Origin of the sequence: uncultured Clostridium sp. (assembly GCF_937920395.1) — a bacterium.
Taxonomy (GTDB): Bacteria; Bacillota; Clostridia; order Clostridiales; family Clostridiaceae; genus Clostridium_AD.
Genome location: NZ_CALEVF010000060.1, coordinates 1 through 18,232 on the forward strand (window position 1 = coordinate 1; position 18,232 = coordinate 18,232).

Below are 18,232 nucleotides of genomic sequence, written 5' to 3' on the forward strand. Positions count from 1 at the left end.
ATCTTGACTATCTTTTATTTTAATAACTTTATCATCCATAATATCTTTAAGTTTCCTCATAGGAGCTGAAAGTACTAAATTTCTTAAAGAAATAACTCCTTGAAGTTTTTGGTCCTCATCTACTATGTAGATATAATGAATTACCTCATCTTCAGGTTGAAGTTCTCTTAAAATTTCAATAGTTGCACTAGCCGTAATATTTACATTAAAAGATATAAAGTCCTTATTCATTATGCTACCAACAACTTCCTCTTCATAATTCATAAGTTTCCTAATTTCTTCTTCATCATCTTTATTAAAGTTTAAAAGAATTTTTTCTGCATCTTCTTCATTCATTTCATCTAAAATATCGGCAATCTCATCATTAGGCATTTCATCTAAAATTTCTTGTGCAAGTAGATTATTAATAGTACTTAAAATATCCGCTTGAACCTCTGGCTGCAATTCCTCAAGTGTATGTGCCGCCAAATCTTTATCTAAACTTTCAAAAATTTTATTTCGAGCGGATGTATCGAGCCCCTCTAAAATATCTGCAAGATCTGCTGGATGAAGTTTAGTAAGTTTTGAATACGGCTGCGTTAATTTCAGGCTGTGATCCACCATCTCAAGTGATTGAACGCTTTCCCATGTTATACTATTATCTTGAGGTTTTTTACCTAATATATTATAAAAAAATTTAATTATGCCATCTAATTTATATTTTCTAGCTGCAGCAATAATTCCTGATTCTACAGCTATAACTCTTATTTCTCCGCCAACCTTTGTCATAGTTAAATCATTAACTTTAACTACTTTTTTCCCATTAACGTCTACAATTTGTTTGTTAAGTAGGTGTTTAGATAAAAGATAAGAAAACTTTCTAGGAATTATCTCTTTTACCCCTCTTACCTGTATAGTTATTTTTTTGTCTTCTTTGCATATTTCAATGTTTCTAAATTCATAATTAAAAATTTCACTTTCCTTTTTAATTTTATATCCTATAACTCTTGGATATCCTTGCTCAGTAGTAACATAAAGATCAAACACTTTTCCAATATTATCCTCAAACTCATCATACACATTTTGATATAATATTGAGCTTAAAAAAAACTCAGAAATTATTTCCATAGATATCCCTCCTCTTATGCAGAGAAATATCAAAATGTACTATTAACTCATTGACCTATGTTCCTACTTATCTATGTCAATTTATACTTTAAGAAATTCTCTGCATAATAATATTCAATTTTAAAATTAATTTTGACCTTCTACTCCGAGGGCCATTTTCCATTTGTTTTCACCACCCATATTTTTTTTATTTCATATTCATATATTATGTTATTATAAGTTAATTATAAAAATATTCTTTCTATATAATTATATTATATATACTTCAAAATGCAACTATAAAAACGAAAGCAATTATATTTATAAATTTTTCTAGTTCATATTTTTCTATAGATATGTTAATATTATTATATACCGTAAACTTAAAGAAAACGAACTTTAGTTTAATTAATCATAAGTTATTAAACTTAAAACTCAATAACATTCTGATTTAACGAACCAAAAGTTAATAAACTAAAAGATAGACTAATCTCTCAGGAGGATTATATGATAGTAAATAAACAATTTTTACCCATTTGTATGAATGATTTAAAAGAAAGAAATATATCTCAACTAGATTTTATAATAATTACAGGGGATGCGTATATAGATCATCCATCCTTTGGTACAGCCATAATTGGAAGAACTCTAGAACGAGAAGGATTTACTGTAGGAATTATAGCCCAACCTGATTGGGAGGGTATTTACGATTTTAGAAAACTTGGAAAACCTAAATTCGCATTCATCATAAATTCTGGAAATATAGATTCCATGGTTAATCATTATACTGCAGCAAAGAAAAGAAGACACACCGATCTTTATTCACCAGGTGGTGAATCAGGGCACAGACCAGATAGAGCAGTAATCGTATATTGCAATAGGGCAAGAGAAGCCTTTAAAAACGTTCCAATTGTAATTGGTGGTATAGAGGCAAGTCTTAGACGTTTTGCCCACTATGATTACTGGTCAAATAAGGTTAGGCGAAGTTTATTAATTGATGCTAAAGCCGACTTGCTACTTTATGGCATGGGAGAAAAAACCATAGTTGAAATGGCTAATCTTTTCAAATACGGTATGAGTATAGAAAAAATGACTTCTATTAGAGGCAGTGTATATGCTACAAAAGATATTAGTGGCCTTGAAGATTATGTAGAAGTTCCTTCTTTCGAAACTGTTTCCACTGATAAAATTGCTTACGCAGAAAGTTACAAATTACAATCATTAGAACAAGACGATATAAGAGGAAAGACCGTTGTACAAAAGCATAATGACAGGTATATCGTTCAAAATCCTCCTCAGATATCTTTAACCCAATCTGAAATGGATATAACTTATGGTTTACCATATACTAGAACCTACCATCCCATATACGAAGCTAAAGGTGGTATTCCTGCAATAAAAGAAGTTGAGTTTTCAATAACAAGCCATAGAGGATGTTTTGGTAGTTGTTCATTTTGTGCTTTAACCTTCCATCAAGGTCGCGTTATACAAAATAGAAGTCAAAAATCTATAATAGATGAAGCTACCCTTTTAACTACCTTAAAGAATTTTAAAGGATACATCCACGATATTGGTGGTCCTACTGCAAACTTTAGACACAGAGCTTGCAAGATTCAAGAAGAAGTAGGTGTGTGCCGTGATAAACAATGCATGTTCCCAACTCCATGCAAAAATCTTATTATTGACCACACTGAATACTTAGATTTGTTAAGAAAAGTTAGAGTAATTCCAAACATTAAAAAAGTTTTCATTCGTTCTGGAATAAGGTACGATTATTTAATATATGATAAAAACACTGACTTCTTTGATGAATTATGTGAACATCATATTAGCGGGCAATTAAAAGTAGCCCCTGAACATATTAGTGATAAAGTACTAGACCAAATGGGGAAATCAAAACAAGAAGTGTTTGACCGTTTTGTAAAAAAATATAATGAAACCAATAAAAAACTAGATAAAGATCAATTTTTGGTTCCATACTTTATGTCGAGCCACCCAGGTTGTGACTTAAAAGAATCTATTAAATTATCGGAATATATAAACGAAATGGGTTACACTCCAGAACAAGTTCAAGACTTTTACCCAACACCAGGCAGCTTATCTACTACTATATTTTATACTGGAATAAATCCTTTCACGGGCGAGAAAGTTTATGTTCCCACTGAGCAAAAGGAGAAAAATATGCAAAGGGCACTTATGCAATTTAAAAACCCAGAAAACTATAGTATTGTAAGAGAGGCACTAGTAAAAGCTCATAGAGAAGATTTGATTGGTTCTGATAAAAAATCATTAATACCATCAAGACCAACCAAAGCAAAAACTCATCCAAAGTATCAAGGTAAGAAGAATTCTAAGTTTAGGACGCCAAATACCGAATCTGGCCATATTTCTGAACCTGCTCCAAGAACTTTTACAAAATCTTCTTCAAAAGTAGCTTCAAAACCAAATTTGAGAACTGGCCCTAAGCATTCTACAAAACGTACATCAACCCTCAGTCCTAGAAAACGACAAGGATAAAAAGTAAAAGACATATGTAGCTATAATTTTTATAGCCACATATGTCTTTTAATACTTACCTTTTAACTTTCATCAAAGCATAATCCATTGTTAAAATCCAAGAAATATCTCCTAACAATAAAAAATTATAACTTGTATTTATTGAAGTTAGAACAACTGCTATTAATGTTATACTAGCTGATATAGCTATTAATGATGCTCCCAGTTTATTTGAATAACGTCTACTAAATAGATTTATACCCATAATTAGAAAGATTGAATTTACTATAAGTGACATATAATAAAAATAATTCTCTAATTGCAATTTTATAGTATGTCCATAAACATTTGATACCACAGTATTTGAATTAGAATTATATATGACAATACAATAACCTAAACACAAAATTCCAAATATTAATATAATTCTTCTTAATTTAATCATATTTTTTCTAGCAAATATGTAAGTTAAAATGATACCACATATTGGTATACACAAAAAATTTGTATATAGTAAAGGCTTTAATATATATAAATAATTTTGACCCTTTACAATTAAAAGTATTAATAAAGCTATGTATCTAAATGTCATTAAAATTAAAACTACAAAACTTATTATTTTGATTTTTTTTGGTGCATAATACAAACTACAAATTATACCCTCATATAATAATAAAATCATTATAAACAGCAGTAAAAAATATATTTCCATTCTACTCTCCCTAAAATTACTACTGTTAATATTTATTAATTAGCATATGAAATTATGCATAACTTATTATATTTTAGATCCTATTATAGATATTCCACCCTTTTCACAAGTAATAACGAGCGGGAAATCTGGACCTCTCTCTCCATCTATGTCTGTAACGATATCCTCATAACATTCTATTTCAAGCTTACTTGTCTTAAAATAAACAATTCCATCAACATTCTCAATATGCTCATTTCTTAACATTTTGATGAAAACATTTAAAATATTTTTCATAATCCCAGCCTTTATTATTATTACATCTAAAAGTCCATCATCTACTTTAGCATTGTATGCAAATCTAAGACTTCCTGCGGTTTGTCCATTAAACACTAACATTAAGTACATATCTCCATCATATAAAACTTCATCTGAAGTAACCTTAATTTTTAATTTTTTGAAATTTGGCAATTGCTCTATTCCCTTTACATAATAAGCCAACTTTCCTATAGTATTTTTAAGATTCATATCCATTTTCTGAGATATATCTGTGAATAAACCTGTACTAGCTACGTTTACAAAATATTTGTCATTTATCTTTCCTAAATCTATCTTTTTTACATCACTATTTAATATCTGATAACAGGCATCATACACGTCGCGCGGCATTCCTAAATAATTTGCAAAATCATTTGCAGTACCTACAGGAAGTATTGCTATTGGCAAATCAATATTTCTTTTTTTCATCTCATTTACTACATTATCTATTGTTCCATCTCCACCGGCTATTAAGACATATTTATAAGTTTCATCTATGTCAAAAAAAGCATCTGATATAGGATATTCGTTGCATATTCTATATGGTATTATTGTATGATTAAATTTTTGATGAATCATTATAACTTGGTCTAAGTCTGATGTTATAGTACTTTCTCCAGAATATGGGTTGTAGATAAATTTCACCTTATTCATTCCATTCTCTCCTATTTCCCGCCTAATTTAACGATTTATTTATAAACATTATACCTCTTTAAAATTAAATCCACAAGATTCCATTTTCTTGTGGATTTTAACTAAGTAAAATCAAACTTAGTCATACTTAACTTTAAAAGCAATGTGCACAAGGGACTGAAATTTCACCCAATACATCAGTAGTTTCCTGTTTTAAATTTGGTTCTAATGCTAAATCTCCAAGAGATACAATACCAATCAATTCATTATTTGAAGTAATTGGTAACCTTCTTATTTGCCTCTCACCCATAATTCTTGTAGCATCATTAATATTTATATTCTCATCTCCTACTACTGGATTTGAAGTCATAATTTCTCTTATCTTTTGCATTTTTATGTCCTTACCTTCTGCTACACATCTCAAAATTATATCTCTATCAGTTATAATTCCAACTATTCCTCTACCCTGTGTATTTACAGGAATTGATCCTATATTATACTCTCTCATAATCTGAGCTGCACGTTCAACTGTATCATCTACAGATAAACTTATTACATCTTTAGTCATTATTTCCGAAATTTTCATTTTACAATCCTCCTCATATCCGTTATGGTAAATAACAATTATTATATTTTAACCATAATTAAAAATTTATATTAATATTTTTTAATGTAATTGTACTTTTTTGAAACCACAATATTATATACTAAAAAACTAAAATACAGTAAAAATAAAATATAACATTTATATACTTAATTATTATTATAAAATGATGTATAATTAAAAATATGCTTTATACAAATTACATATTAACCTATTGATAGGTTTATAACGAAATTTTATTATTTTAAGGAGTGGTGTTTAGTGCAAAAATCTTCTATACCAAATATTCTTACCTTGGGAAATTTAGTTTTTGGTTTGTTATCTTTGATAATGACATTTCAAGCTAATTACAAATTATCTATAGCTTTTATATTACTAGCTGCACTTATGGACAGATATGATGGCCAAGTAGCACGATTTTTAAAAGTATCTAGCGAACTTGGAAAAGAACTAGATTCATTATCAGATTTAGTATCTTTTGGTGTTGCGCCTTCTGTTCTTATATTTTATTTATACAATTTTGTATCCCTTGGATATTTAGGCTATATTTGTTTTTTAGTATATCCTGTAGCTGGTGCATATAGACTAGCTAGATATAACAACTCTACATTTAATAATGTTTATACAGGTATACCAATTACTTTAGCTGGAATGCTAGTAGCCATCTATGCTCTAATAACTTTAAATTCACCACATAATTTTCCAATTACCATTATTATAATGTTTATACTGTCTTATCTTATGGTAAGTAAATTTCAAATAAAAAAAAGGTGAAAAAGTTCTAATTACAATGTAAAGTACCCATTAGTTAACGACATTTTTTATGCCTTTAACTAATGGGTACTTTATTAACATTTCTAACATTTTTTTATTCACTTAAAAGTAAATAACCTGCTCTAATCCTTTAACCTTAATTCCTCATCAATTTCTGTTTCTATATACTCTATCTGAAGCTTGCTTTTCATAATTTCGGTTTTCATTTTGCAATAAGACATATAACTATAACTTGCATCATCCAATACCTTTATTGTTTCATCAATAATGTTTCCAACCGCGTCCGCTCTTTTAAGTGCATCCTTGACGTCACTTTTTTTAGATAATGCAATTCCATTTAATTCATTTGCTCCGCCTATTAATAACCGGTATGAACTAACTAATTTAGTTAAAATATCTGCTAGATTATTTATGTCATTATAATAATTTTGAACTACTCTTCTATGCGCCAAATAATCACCTTTTAGTTTAATTATATTATAAACCAAATTAGATTATGTTATATATTCTCTTATCTTTCTAAAATTTCTTTTGCGAGTTTGAGCCCTGTAGGTGTAGTTGCAAGTCCACCCATAGCAGTTTCTCTTAATTCACAAGGCAATTGCTTACCTACCTTATACATTGCAATTACTGTATCGTCAAAAGGTATTCGGCTTGTGACACCACTCATAGCAAGATCTGCAGTAGTTAACGCACTTACTGCCCCAGCTATATTTCGTTTAGCGCAAGGTACCTCCACCAAACCTGCAACTGGATCACATACTAGGCCTAATATATTTTTTATAACAATAGCTGCTGCATCCATTGCCATGGCAGGAGTTCCCCCCATCATTTCAACTACCGCAGCCGCACCCATTGCAGCTGCTGAACCACATTCAGCCTGACATCCACCTTCAGCGCCTGATAATGTAGCATTTTTAGCAATTATAATACCTATCCCAGCTGCCGTAAATAGTGCATTAATTAGATCATCTTCAGTTTTATTTAACTTTTCACCCGCAGTAATAACTACAGCTGGAATTATCCCACAAGATCCCGCTGTAGGTGCTGCAACTATTTTGCCCATAGTTGCATTTACTTCTGAGCAAGAAACAGCTCTCGCCATTGCTTTTATCATAAATTCGCCAGTCAATGTGTTTTTAGACTGTGCATAATTGTTAAGTTTAATCGCGTCCCCTCCTATTAACCCACTTATTGATCTAGTTTCCTTTGTAAGTCCATATTCTGCTGCTTCTTTCATAGTGTTTAAGTTTTTTCTCATCTTTTCAATAATTTGACTACGAGAAAGTCCACTCTCATCAATTTCACACATTATAGTATATTCACAAATTGGTATATTCTTTTCTTCACATACCCTTAGAAGATCTATTCCTTTGTTTACGAACACAATTTTTCCCCCTTATAAATATCTTTAGTTAATTCATCATCTGCAATGACTCACTATTAATTATCTTTTTCTTAATTATTCTCTAATATCTCTAATTTTATTACGACTCTACTAGTGGTGCAATTTCTCTTATGCTATAGATATTGCCCATACACTTAATTTTATTTAAAACATCCTTACCCACTATAGTATCTGTTTCAAAAACCATAGTGGCATTTAATCCTCTACTATTTCTATATACATTCATAAATGCTATATTAACATTTCCCTCATATAGTATAGTGCTTACTTTTGAAATCATACCTGGAATATCTTTATGCCTAACTATAATTGTTGGATAATTACCGGTAAACTCAACGGCTTCTCCATCAACTTTAAATATTAAAATATTTCCTCCTCCAACAGAAGATCCAATAATTTCTATTACCCTACCACTTTTTTTCGTTATAACAAACTTTACAGTATTGGGATGAACATCACCCAAATCCGCGAAAGCAAACTCAACTTTTAAACCTGCCTCTTTAGCTATATTCATTGAATCTTTAAGCCTATCGTCCCAAGGATCCATTCCTAAAATCCCAGCAATTAATGCCTTATCTGTCCCATGTCCTTTATATGTCTTAGCAAAAGACCCATGAAGCACAAATTTAACTGACATTATATTCTTACCCGCAATAATAGATGCAACCTTTGCAAGCCTCACCGCGCCCGCTGTATGGGAACTCGATGGTCCTATCATAATTGGACCTAATATATCAAATGCACTATACTCTTTCATTTCGTCCTCCTCTTTTGTTTCTAAATATTTCTATTCCTTAAAATAATGACTAAATATTAAGTATTAAAATTTCTCCTACGTTATTTGCAAACGAACTCAAAACAAGAAATTCAATTAAAATATTCTAATCTTTTGCACATATAAAATTCTCTTCCTCTGGGTCGTTCTTTGGGGGACATAACAATTATTAATTGTTATGTCGCTCACATTCGGCATCATGCCTCAGGTTCGCTAAACTGACGTCCTGGCAGTCTCACGAGAATTTTATATCAGCAAAAGAAGAATCTTTAAATTAAATTTCAATAGTTTTTTCATTTCTTGTTGCTAATCACTTCGGAGAAATATCATACTTTTCAACTTTAAATCTAATGTATAAAGTAAAATTTATAATTATGATGGTAAAAACATATAAAAGCATTACAGATACTATACAGACTCTTGGTTTAAGAATAAATATTGGCCTAATCATCCCTAGGGATACCACCTGATTGTTCTACCACGAATTCCATTAAGAAATTCTAATGTTTCTTCATCTTAATATTAATATATCATACTAAGTCTAAATAATTCTCATAAAGATGAAATTGTGTAGGAGTGTTACAGATAGTATATAGTGAGTTCTACAGACTCTTATTTTATGTAATGAAAAATTTCTGTAAGCAACCCAGGATGCATAACAATTAATAATTGTTATGTCCCCCTAAGGAATGCCCTGAGGTCGTGCTAGCACTTTTGAGACAGGACGCCTTCTAAGTGCGCTAAGATATTTTTCATGTAATAAACTTAGAATCTGTTAACGAACGCTCCACTATCAGAACATCCTACATGATGAATCTTCATGTGATACTTAAAATAGTTAGATTCCATCAGTATTGATAAAAACAACTTCCGCCAGTAAATTCTCTGATTATTGAATTATCTGGAACCAAGTCTTTGTCTACATCTGCAAAAAAGTTTAAAAAGCTTCTTAATTTGCTTGCTTCATAATACACTGGACTATCTTGCCCTATTTTATTAAGTTCTATTAATGCAATTTTTTTAAGCACACAAAGCTCATAAACTAAACTAGAATTAAACATTGCATCTGCCTGCTCTTGAAACACAAAAATATTCTTTTCCTCTCCACGTTTTATAGACGGCCACATTTTAAGGGTATCTTCAGCGTTATATCCCCTAGATAAATAATCTCTAACTATTCTCCTAATCATTCTTACATCTGTTGTAGAAATTCTATTGTGATCATCTAAATTTAGTTGTGTTAAAGGGCTTATATATATTTTAAACTTACTTTCTTTAGGTATTGACGAAGTTAATATTTCATTTAATCCGTGTATTCCTTCTACAATCACAATTCCATTTTGAGGCATTTTTATTTTATTATTAACCCATTCTCTCCTCCCTGTTTTAAAGTTAAAGCTTGGTATTTCAATTTCTTCGCCAGAAAGTAATAATTCTAGATCCTTGTTAAAAAGTTTTAAATCCAAAGCATATATAGATTCAAAATCATAATCACCATTTTCATCTCTAGGGGTAAAGTCCCTATCAATAAAATAATCATCTAACGAAATAAATGTTGGTCTTAATCCATTTACTGTTAACTGAACACCTAGTCTCTTAGAAAAAGTAGTTTTCCCAGAAGATGATGGCCCTGCTATAAGAACTAATTTAACTCGTTTTCTCTTGTGAATCATATCCGCAATATATGCAATTTTCTTTTCGTGCAGCGCCTCTGCTACCCTGATTAAATTAACAACATCACCATTTACCACTTCATCATTCAGTGCACCCACACTTCCAACTCCCAGTATTTCCCCCCATTGCGCTGCTTCATAAAATACTTTAGCTAATTTTTCTTGTTTGTTAAATTTCGGAAGTCTGTCTGGGTCCTCAATAGTTGGATATCTTAGTATAAAACCTGGCTCATAATACATTAAATCAAATATTTTTATTATCCCTGTTGAATAAGCCATCGGGCCATAAAAATAATCATATCGCCCATTTAATTCATAAAGCTTTATTTCTTTTGAGTTTACATATTTTAAAAGCTTTACCTTATCTTGCATAGCATATTGTGTAAATATCTCCACTGCCCTCTCTTTTGAAAATGTTATTTTTCTTATAGGAATATCTGCTTTTATTATTTCACTCATTCTATTTTTTATGTCATATATATCATCAATATCAAGTGTCAACGTCTTATAAATTTCTCCAAACAATCCTTTACTTAACGAATGCTCTATAGAAATATCAGCCTTTGGAAATAATTCAGAAATTGCTTTTATCAACACAAATTGAAGAGTCCTAACGTAGGTCGTCATTCCCATTCTACTCGCAATATCCACAATTTCAAAATCCCCCCCCTGTACAATAGTGGTTCCTAGCTCATAAACTTTATTATTAATTTTGCCTAAAACTATTGGCAACTCATTTTTTATATTATTTTCTTTAATAACATCATTTAACATAGTTCCCTCTTTTACAACTATGTTTCTACCATCCTTAAGAGCTATATTGAAACTACTCATTTACCCATCCCCTATTTTTTTTGCTATTAATACTATTATACTGTAATTTTAAAAAAATGTAACATTTACCCCTTATAATTTTCGTGATTTAACAAACCATATACATTATATAGTAAAGAGGTGATATTGTGCTTGTTTTAGTAATCAGAACTTTTTTCTTATACTTTACAATAATATTTATTATGAGGATGATGGGTAAAAAACAAATAGGGCAACTTGAACCTTTTGAACTCGTAATTGCTTTGATGATTTCTGATCTTGCTACCTTTCCCATGGAGGATATAAGAATACCGATTATACATGCAATTATACCAATAATAACTTTACTATTTCTTCAAGTAGCTTCATCTTATATTGAACTCAAAAGCGAAAGGGCTAGAAGGATATTAACAGGCAATCCCAGTATATTAATAAGAGATGGCAAAATTGATGTTGCAGAGCTAAGATATCAAAGATTTAATATTAATGATTTATTGGAAGAACTTAGATTAAAAGGATATTTTAATTTAGCGGATATCCAATATGCTATTTTAGAGACTAGTGGGGCATTATCCATATTACCCAAAACGGGTCAATCTACTGCAACGAAAGATGATTTGAATATAACTATAACTCAAGAATCTTTACCTATCCCTTTAATTATGGATGGTAACATTAATTATAAGAATTTAAAACTCTTAGAAAAAGATGAAATTTGGCTAAAGAACATATTAAAAAGAAATAAAATTGCCTTTGCAAGTGATCTTTTCATAGGTATGCTTGACTCTAAAAACAAGTTTTATTATCAACTTAAAGAAGGGAAAGAAAACAAAAGATGAAAAATGTTTTAATAGCATTTAGTTTATTCGTTATAATGGTTGTAGGAATATTTTTTTCTGTAAATACTATAAACATTAAATGTAGTAACTTACAGAATTTGAATTGTACTCTCGAAAGCTATATAATTAAAGATAACTATAAAGATGCATACAAATTATCACTCGTTTATATATCTGAATGGGAAAAAGCCTCTAAATTATTATCTGTATTTGAACATCATGAGGATTTAGACCATATAGATAGTGAAATTTTAAAATTAACTCAATATATAAAAATTAAAGATAAGTCTGAAGGATTAGCCACTATACATAATATGAAATATCTTGTTGAGCATATAATGGCTCATGAAAAAGTTTCCATAAGCAATGTTTTTTAATTATAGTTATCATTTATAACAAAAGGGTAGAAAATAGTCTATTTATAGCTTATAATTGTATTGTATGATAAAATGTCCCGCAGGGACAATATATGTCCCTGTTACAAAATTTGAAAGGTGGAATTGATATGGCTTTAGTTACTACTACTAAAATGTTCAAAGATGCAATAGAAGGAAAATACGCAATTGGTGCTTTTAACATCAATAACATGGAAATAATTCAAGGAGTTATCGACGCATGTGCGACTCATAAATCAGCTGTTATACTTCAAGTATCAGCTGGAGCTTTGAAATATGCAAGACCAACTTACCTTAGAAAAATGGTAGAGGCAGCTGTAGAAGACACTGGTCTTGATGTAGCACTTCACTTAGATCACGGTCCTGATATGGCTACTGTAAAAGTTGCAATAGCTGCTGGATTTACTTCAGTAATGTATGATGGTTCTCATTTTGAATATGAGGAAAATGTAAGAACAACTAAAGAAGTAGTTGATTTTGCTCATTCTAAAGGCGTTGTAGTTGAAGCTGAACTTGGAAAACTTGCTGGCGTTGAAGATGCTGTTAGTGTTTCAGCAAAAGATGCAACTTATACTGATCCAGAACAAGCAGTAGATTACGTAAAAAGAACTGGCATAGATTCTTTAGCTGTAGCTATAGGTACAAGCCATGGTGCATATAAATTTAAAGGTGAACCAAAACTTGACTTTGAAAGATTAGCTTTAATTACAGAAAAATTAGAAGCTGCTGGATTTCATAATTTCCCAATAGTTCTTCACGGAGCATCTGCTGTAGATCAAGAATATGTTACTATGATCAATGAATTTGGTGGAGAAATGAATGGTGCAAAAGGAATTCCATTAGAAATGCTTAGAAAAGCTGCTTCTATGGCTGTTTGTAAAATAAACATGGATACTGATTTAAGACTTGCAATGACTGGTTCAATAAGAAAAGTACTTACAAAAAATCTTGGCGAAATAGATCCTAGAAAATATCTAGGAGAAGCAAGAACTAACATAACTAAATTAGTTGAAGGTAAAATTACTAATGTTTTAGGATCTTCTAACTCATCTAAATAATTTAAATTAATATAATTCAAAATACCCACAGTATATTATACTGTGGGTATTTTGGGTTTGTTTTTTTATTATATAGGTACCACCTTGCTAAAAACAATGTAAATAACTTTTTTATAAGTGGTGCATATGTTGAATGAGATTTATTATTTCCTTATATACAATCATACTAGATACTTCTTAGCGTAAATATGATATAGTATGAATTTCTCCGGGAGTGACACCAAATAAGAAGAGCAGAAACATTGAAATCCCATTTAAAATTCTTCTTTTGCAAATATAAAATCCTCGTGAGCCTGACTGGAAGGAAGACTAGCGAACCGGCGCACGCCGAATGTGAGTGCTAGAGAATTTTACATTGGCAAAAGATTAGAATTTCTTAATGGAATTTCACGCTTCAAACTCTTATTTGGGAGCCATGCAGGAGAGTCTTCATACTGAGTTCACTACTTTTCGACGTAATTACTTACATGTTTAATAACCATATTAATTGTTCCATCACCATTTCTTTGTATTTCAAAACGACTATCATCATGATAAGTTTCTTCATTTACATATAAATCTATATCTTTATCAATCTTAAGTCTTACTCTTTTTAATTTCTTATCTATCCATTCTTTATCAAGACTAATATTATCTGTTATTCCTTGCTCAGCTATAAATTCAACAAATTTCTCCTTATTTCCATTGTTTTCAGGAAATATCTGCTCAGACAATTCTTTAACATCAATATTATCTTCTTCTCTAAGTTTTCTTTTTATAGTACTTCTAACAACTTCTGCTTCATCTGCATTTTCTGTAAATGTGTTCTGGGTAAATTTTTCAGCTGCCTTGACAAATTTTTTGGTTACATCTCTTTCGTTATCAACAATTGTACACCCTAAATAATCATCAACAAAGTAGTTAGAGTTATTCTCTTGGTTTTCATTATTTGATTCCTTTGTCTTGCTCCTTTTATCTATAACCATTAAATCAAAACTATTTTCATCTCTAATTGGTTTTATAAAAGCACATTTTTGTATCCTTTGAGAACTTCCAGGTAAACCAGTAAACTGTGGAACTATATCAATTCCTAATTTTTCATCAACAAATTCAATAGTGTGAACATAGTTTTTTATGTAATCCATTTTAAATAATGCAAGTATTGGTCCAAATTCTGTATTAAAAGATACTACTATTAAATCACATGATGGAATATCCCCCTTAGATCTCATTAAAATAAACATTTGTTTTGCTAGTTCTTTTGAAACAGCTAGTAAATTATTCTCACCATTTAAATATTGCTGAGATAAATCTTTCACTATATTTGACTCGGGAGTAAATACACCATATTTTAAGTCTTCATCTTTTAAACATTTCTGAATATGTTTAAGTATAAAATTATACTTTTCCTCATCTAAATCTAATGCATATTCGTTCAAGATAGGTTCATCTGCATTATTATCTAAAACATGAATAATAGCCTCATTTATATTAACTTCTTTTATATACTCCAAAAAAACACCACCTTAATAATTGTCTAAAGCACATGCAAATAATTTAAGAGTTTACTTATTTGAATGTGCCTAACTATTATACTATGTATTTATAATTATAACAAAGTAATATATTGATATCAAAATTGATAATTTTAATGAATTATTAATGTTACTTTATTTATGTTATGATATAATCACAATTAATGATTAATTAATTTATTGATCACCATCATCTACACCAGCGCAACAAGGAGGATTATTTTGAAAGAAATAGAGCTTAGAATTATAGATATTGATGTTAATGAAATTCGCAAAAAATTATTGAATTTAAATGCCATAAAAGTAAAACAAGAAAATCAAATAAACAACATTTATGACTTTTCGGATAAACGACTACTAAAGGGTAAAGGATATGCAAGAATACGTACAGTTAAAGATGATTTGAAAAATTCTACAATTCACTATATCACTACGAAAAAACTTATAAGCCAAGAAAAGTATAAAATTATGGATGAACATGAATCGGAAATCAAAAATGAAGTTGCGGCTAGGGGAATATTTGAAGCCTTAGGACTTGAGCTTATGCAATCTATTAAAAAATATAGAGAAAGCTATAAATATAAAAATACTCTTATAGAAATAGACATAAATGAAAAAGATTTTTGTCCTTTTCCTTATATAGAAATTGAAAGTACTATAGAATCTGAAATAGAAGAAGTTGTAAGACTACTAGGTTACAGTTTAGCAGATACTACTTCTAAAAGTATTTATGAAATATTAGAATCTAAAAAAGCAATGGGAAAACTATAATGTTTGGATATGTAACTCCATGTAAAATGGAAATGAAGATAAAAGATTATGAAAAATTCAAAGCTTATTATTGTGGTTTATGTAATTCCATTAAAAATGATTTTGGAAATCTTCCAAGGCTTACTCTAAATTTTGACATGACATTTTTAGCAGTGCTTTTGGATTCCCTATCAGAAAGTGAATATAATTTTGTTAAATTTAAATGTTTAATACATCCATTAAAAAAAAGAATTATGATTAGTAATAATAAAGCAACAGATTACGCTGCTTTTTGTAATGTTACATTAGCTTATTATAAGTTAATGGATGACGTCCACGATAATAAAACAATGAAAAGCAAAATTTATTCAATGTTTTTAAAAAACTATTTACCAAAGGCAGAATTATCATATACTGATGTAATGGAGTATACAAAAGACAAACTACAACTTCTAGATAATTTAGAATCAAATCATAAAGATATGGATACTTCTGAGCCGCTATCTATAGATGAGTTATCCCATGTTTTTGCTGATCTTACAGGTTTTATAATATCATTTTATTATAAAGAATCATCATTTAAAGATGATTTATACTGGCTTGGGTATAATTTAGGGAAATGGATATATATTATAGATGCTTATGATGATTTAGAAAAAGATATAAAAGATAATTCTTTTAATGCTATAAATTCATTACTTAATACAGATAATCTAGATTTCAAAAGTTTTTCTACATTAATTAAGCCAAGAATTGATTATATATTAGTTACTTGTGCCTCTTTATGTTTAAAACATTTAAATAATTTGCCTTTAATTAAAAATGAAGACATATTAAGTAATATACTAGAACTAGGACTCATGGAAAAAATGGATAAGGTATTTAATAAAGAAGCTATTGATAATTTAAAAGGAGTGGAAAATAAAAATGGAAAATCCCTATGAAGTACTTGGTGTAAAAGAAGGAACCTCCAAAGAAGATATTAAAAAAGCCTATAGAGAACTAGCAAAAAAATATCATCCTGATCAATATGGTAATAATCCATTAAAAGATTTGGCAGAAGTTAAAATGAGAGAATTAAATGAAGCATATGATACGCTTATGAAGGGCAATGGATCTTCAAGCAATAACAGTTCTTCAAACAATTATAGTTCTTCTAATAATAATTCAAATTCAAATAATGACTATAATAACAACAATATATACCAATCTATTAGAATGGATATAAATAGTGGAAATCTACCCTCTGCTGAGCAAAAATTGGGCTCAATGAGCACCAAAAATGCTGAATGGAATTTTTTAATGGGAACAGTTCACCTAAAAAAGGGCTGGCATGATAGTGCTTATACTTTTATCAGCCGTGCCTGCACTCAAGAACCAAATAATGTTGAATACAGACAATGTTTTAATCAACTAAATAATCAATCTTCAAATTATAGAAATAACTATTATGGCAGAACAAATAACAATGGTGGTGGCATGGGTAATATGTGTCTAAATCTTTGGTGTGCAGATAGCATTTGTGAATGTTTCGGAGGAGATCTTATTTCATGTTGTTAAATCTATTTTATAGGAGATGATTTTATGAAATCTAACCATATTGCTAAAGGTGGAATATTCGCAGCACTTAGTTTAATATTGCTATATTTATCTTCTGTTGTACCTACAAATAGATTATCTATACTATGTATAGCTTCTTGCATTATTCCACTTTCCATTATGCTTACTGGAGTAAAGAATTCTGTTATCGTATATGGTGCTGTTTCCATACTTAGTTTATTTATTATACCATCAAAGCTTATAGGTCTAAGCTATCTACTTATTTTTGGTTCATATGGTTTTGTAAAATATTATGTAGAAAAACTAAGAAATATTCCAGTAGAAATAATACTAAAGTTATTGTATTTTAATATAACCTCTGGCCTAATCGTATTTATATATAAAATGTTGTTTCTAAAAATACCAAATATAAATATAAATATTTATTTGCTCCTTATCATTGTGGAAGTTGTGTTTGTAATCTATGATTATGCACTTACCGCTTTTATAGGCTATGCTAATAAACATCTATTAAAAAAATTAAAATAAACAATACCATAAGTTCACACACACTCATGGTATTGACACAAAATTTTATTTAAATTATAATGGATAATAATCCAGTAATAAGCAAACACTAAAATAATAAATAGCTTTTATTAGGGGTATTAGTATTTATATCATTTTTAGAGAGCTGCTGTCAGCTGCAAAGCAGTAATGATATTATATGAACTTACCTATGAACTTACTTGTAAGTATATACTTACATCATAAGTAAAAGCCTACTTGTAAAAACAAGTACGGTTAAAACCGTTATATTTGCAAGTGAGGTGTAAAACCTAACTAGAGTGGTACCGCGGAATATT

Annotated in this window: 18 protein-coding genes; 9 read left to right on the forward strand and 9 right to left on the reverse strand. The window is 29.7% G+C overall.

Features of this window, described 5'->3' with window-relative positions; genetic code table 11:
* Positions 1-1,107, reverse strand: a 1,107-nt coding sequence (locus tag Q0649_RS06695) for a magnesium transporter MgtE N-terminal domain-containing protein (RefSeq protein ID WP_298839138.1), incomplete at its 3' end; no start/stop codon positions are given.
* 489 nt (positions 1,108-1,596) lie between these two features.
* Between Q0649_RS06695 and Q0649_RS06700 the strand changes: the two genes are divergently transcribed.
* A complete protein-coding gene (locus tag Q0649_RS06700) occupies positions 1,597-3,603 on the forward strand; it encodes a YgiQ family radical SAM protein (RefSeq protein ID WP_298839178.1) in 2,007 nt (668 codons plus the stop codon).
* Between the two features lie 55 nt (positions 3,604-3,658).
* Here the strand turns inward: Q0649_RS06700 and Q0649_RS06705 are convergent, their stop codons facing one another.
* The 3 genes from Q0649_RS06705 to Q0649_RS06715 form a co-directional block, all read right to left on the reverse strand.
* Positions 3,659-4,027 carry a hypothetical protein gene (locus tag Q0649_RS06705; RefSeq protein ID WP_298839140.1) on the reverse strand — a complete coding sequence of 123 codons (369 nt, stop codon included), beginning with the start codon at positions 4,025-4,027 and terminating at the stop codon, positions 3,659-3,661.
* Positions 4,028-4,360: 333 nt separating this feature from the next.
* Entirely contained in the window at positions 4,361-5,245 is an 885-nt protein-coding gene (locus Q0649_RS06710; protein WP_298839142.1) for a YegS/Rv2252/BmrU family lipid kinase, read from the reverse strand.
* A 133-nt stretch (positions 5,246-5,378) separates the two neighbouring features.
* Positions 5,379-5,810 (reverse strand): CBS domain-containing protein, encoded by a 432-nt coding sequence (locus Q0649_RS06715; RefSeq protein WP_298839144.1) that lies wholly within the window; start codon positions 5,808-5,810, stop codon positions 5,379-5,381.
* A 279-nt stretch (positions 5,811-6,089) separates the two neighbouring features.
* Here Q0649_RS06715 and pssA point away from each other — a divergent pair, with 279 nt between their 5' ends.
* Positions 6,090-6,602, forward strand: coding sequence for a CDP-diacylglycerol--serine O-phosphatidyltransferase (pssA, locus tag Q0649_RS06720; RefSeq protein WP_298839147.1), 513 nt, complete (start codon positions 6,090-6,092; stop codon positions 6,600-6,602).
* Positions 6,603-6,724: 122 nt separating this feature from the next.
* On the opposite strand, the gene Q0649_RS06725 is transcribed toward pssA, so the two are convergent.
* From Q0649_RS06725 to Q0649_RS06740, 4 genes are all read right to left on the reverse strand, one after another.
* Positions 6,725-7,090, reverse strand: a complete 366-nt coding sequence (locus Q0649_RS06725) for a hypothetical protein (RefSeq protein ID WP_298839149.1) — start codon at positions 7,088-7,090, stop codon at positions 6,725-6,727.
* A gap of 23 nt (positions 7,091-7,113) precedes the next feature.
* On the reverse strand, positions 7,114-7,989 hold the full coding sequence (gene sdaAA, locus Q0649_RS06730; protein ID WP_298839152.1) for an L-serine ammonia-lyase, iron-sulfur-dependent, subunit alpha: 876 nt from the start codon (positions 7,987-7,989) through the stop codon (positions 7,114-7,116).
* 100 nt (positions 7,990-8,089) lie between these two features.
* Positions 8,090-8,767 carry an L-serine ammonia-lyase, iron-sulfur-dependent subunit beta gene (sdaAB, locus tag Q0649_RS06735; RefSeq protein ID WP_298839155.1) on the reverse strand — a complete coding sequence of 226 codons (678 nt, stop codon included), beginning with the start codon at positions 8,765-8,767 and terminating at the stop codon, positions 8,090-8,092.
* An 866-nt stretch (positions 8,768-9,633) separates the two neighbouring features.
* On the reverse strand, positions 9,634-11,292 hold the full coding sequence (locus tag Q0649_RS06740) for a nucleoside kinase (protein ID WP_298839158.1): 1,659 nt from the start codon (positions 11,290-11,292) through the stop codon (positions 9,634-9,636).
* A gap of 128 nt (positions 11,293-11,420) precedes the next feature.
* Here Q0649_RS06740 and Q0649_RS06745 point away from each other — a divergent pair, with 128 nt between their 5' ends.
* From Q0649_RS06745 to Q0649_RS06755, 3 genes are all read left to right on the forward strand, one after another.
* Positions 11,421-12,110 carry a DUF421 domain-containing protein gene (locus Q0649_RS06745; RefSeq protein ID WP_298839159.1) on the forward strand — a complete coding sequence of 230 codons (690 nt, stop codon included), beginning with the start codon at positions 11,421-11,423 and terminating at the stop codon, positions 12,108-12,110.
* On the forward strand, positions 12,107-12,487 hold the full coding sequence (locus Q0649_RS06750) for a DUF4363 family protein (protein ID WP_298839162.1): 381 nt from the start codon (positions 12,107-12,109) through the stop codon (positions 12,485-12,487). The genes Q0649_RS06745 and Q0649_RS06750 overlap by 4 nt, the downstream gene beginning before the upstream one ends.
* A gap of 128 nt (positions 12,488-12,615) precedes the next feature.
* A complete protein-coding gene (locus tag Q0649_RS06755; protein ID WP_298839163.1) occupies positions 12,616-13,563 on the forward strand; it encodes a ketose-bisphosphate aldolase in 948 nt (315 codons plus the stop codon).
* Between the two features lie 443 nt (positions 13,564-14,006).
* On the opposite strand, the gene Q0649_RS06760 is transcribed toward Q0649_RS06755, so the two are convergent.
* Positions 14,007-15,056, reverse strand: coding sequence for a nucleoid-associated protein (locus Q0649_RS06760; protein ID WP_298839165.1), 1,050 nt, complete (start codon positions 15,054-15,056; stop codon positions 14,007-14,009).
* Positions 15,057-15,299: 243 nt separating this feature from the next.
* Here Q0649_RS06760 and Q0649_RS06765 point away from each other — a divergent pair, with 243 nt between their 5' ends.
* From Q0649_RS06765 to Q0649_RS06780, 4 genes are read left to right on the forward strand one after another with little or no spacing between them, the layout of a single operon-like run.
* A complete protein-coding gene (locus tag Q0649_RS06765; protein WP_298839167.1) occupies positions 15,300-15,848 on the forward strand; it encodes a class IV adenylate cyclase in 549 nt (182 codons plus the stop codon).
* Complete coding sequence (locus tag Q0649_RS06770; protein WP_298839170.1) at positions 15,848-16,771, forward strand: DUF5685 family protein; 924 nt, start codon at positions 15,848-15,850, stop codon at positions 16,769-16,771. Before Q0649_RS06765 ends, Q0649_RS06770 begins: the two co-directional genes overlap by 1 nt.
* Positions 16,755-17,387, forward strand: coding sequence for a J domain-containing protein (locus tag Q0649_RS06775; RefSeq protein WP_298839173.1), 633 nt, complete (start codon positions 16,755-16,757; stop codon positions 17,385-17,387). The genes Q0649_RS06770 and Q0649_RS06775 overlap by 17 nt, the downstream gene beginning before the upstream one ends.
* A gap of 24 nt (positions 17,388-17,411) precedes the next feature.
* Complete coding sequence (locus Q0649_RS06780) at positions 17,412-17,915, forward strand: hypothetical protein (protein WP_298839175.1); 504 nt, start codon at positions 17,412-17,414, stop codon at positions 17,913-17,915.
* Positions 17,916-18,232: the final 317 nt, after the last annotated feature.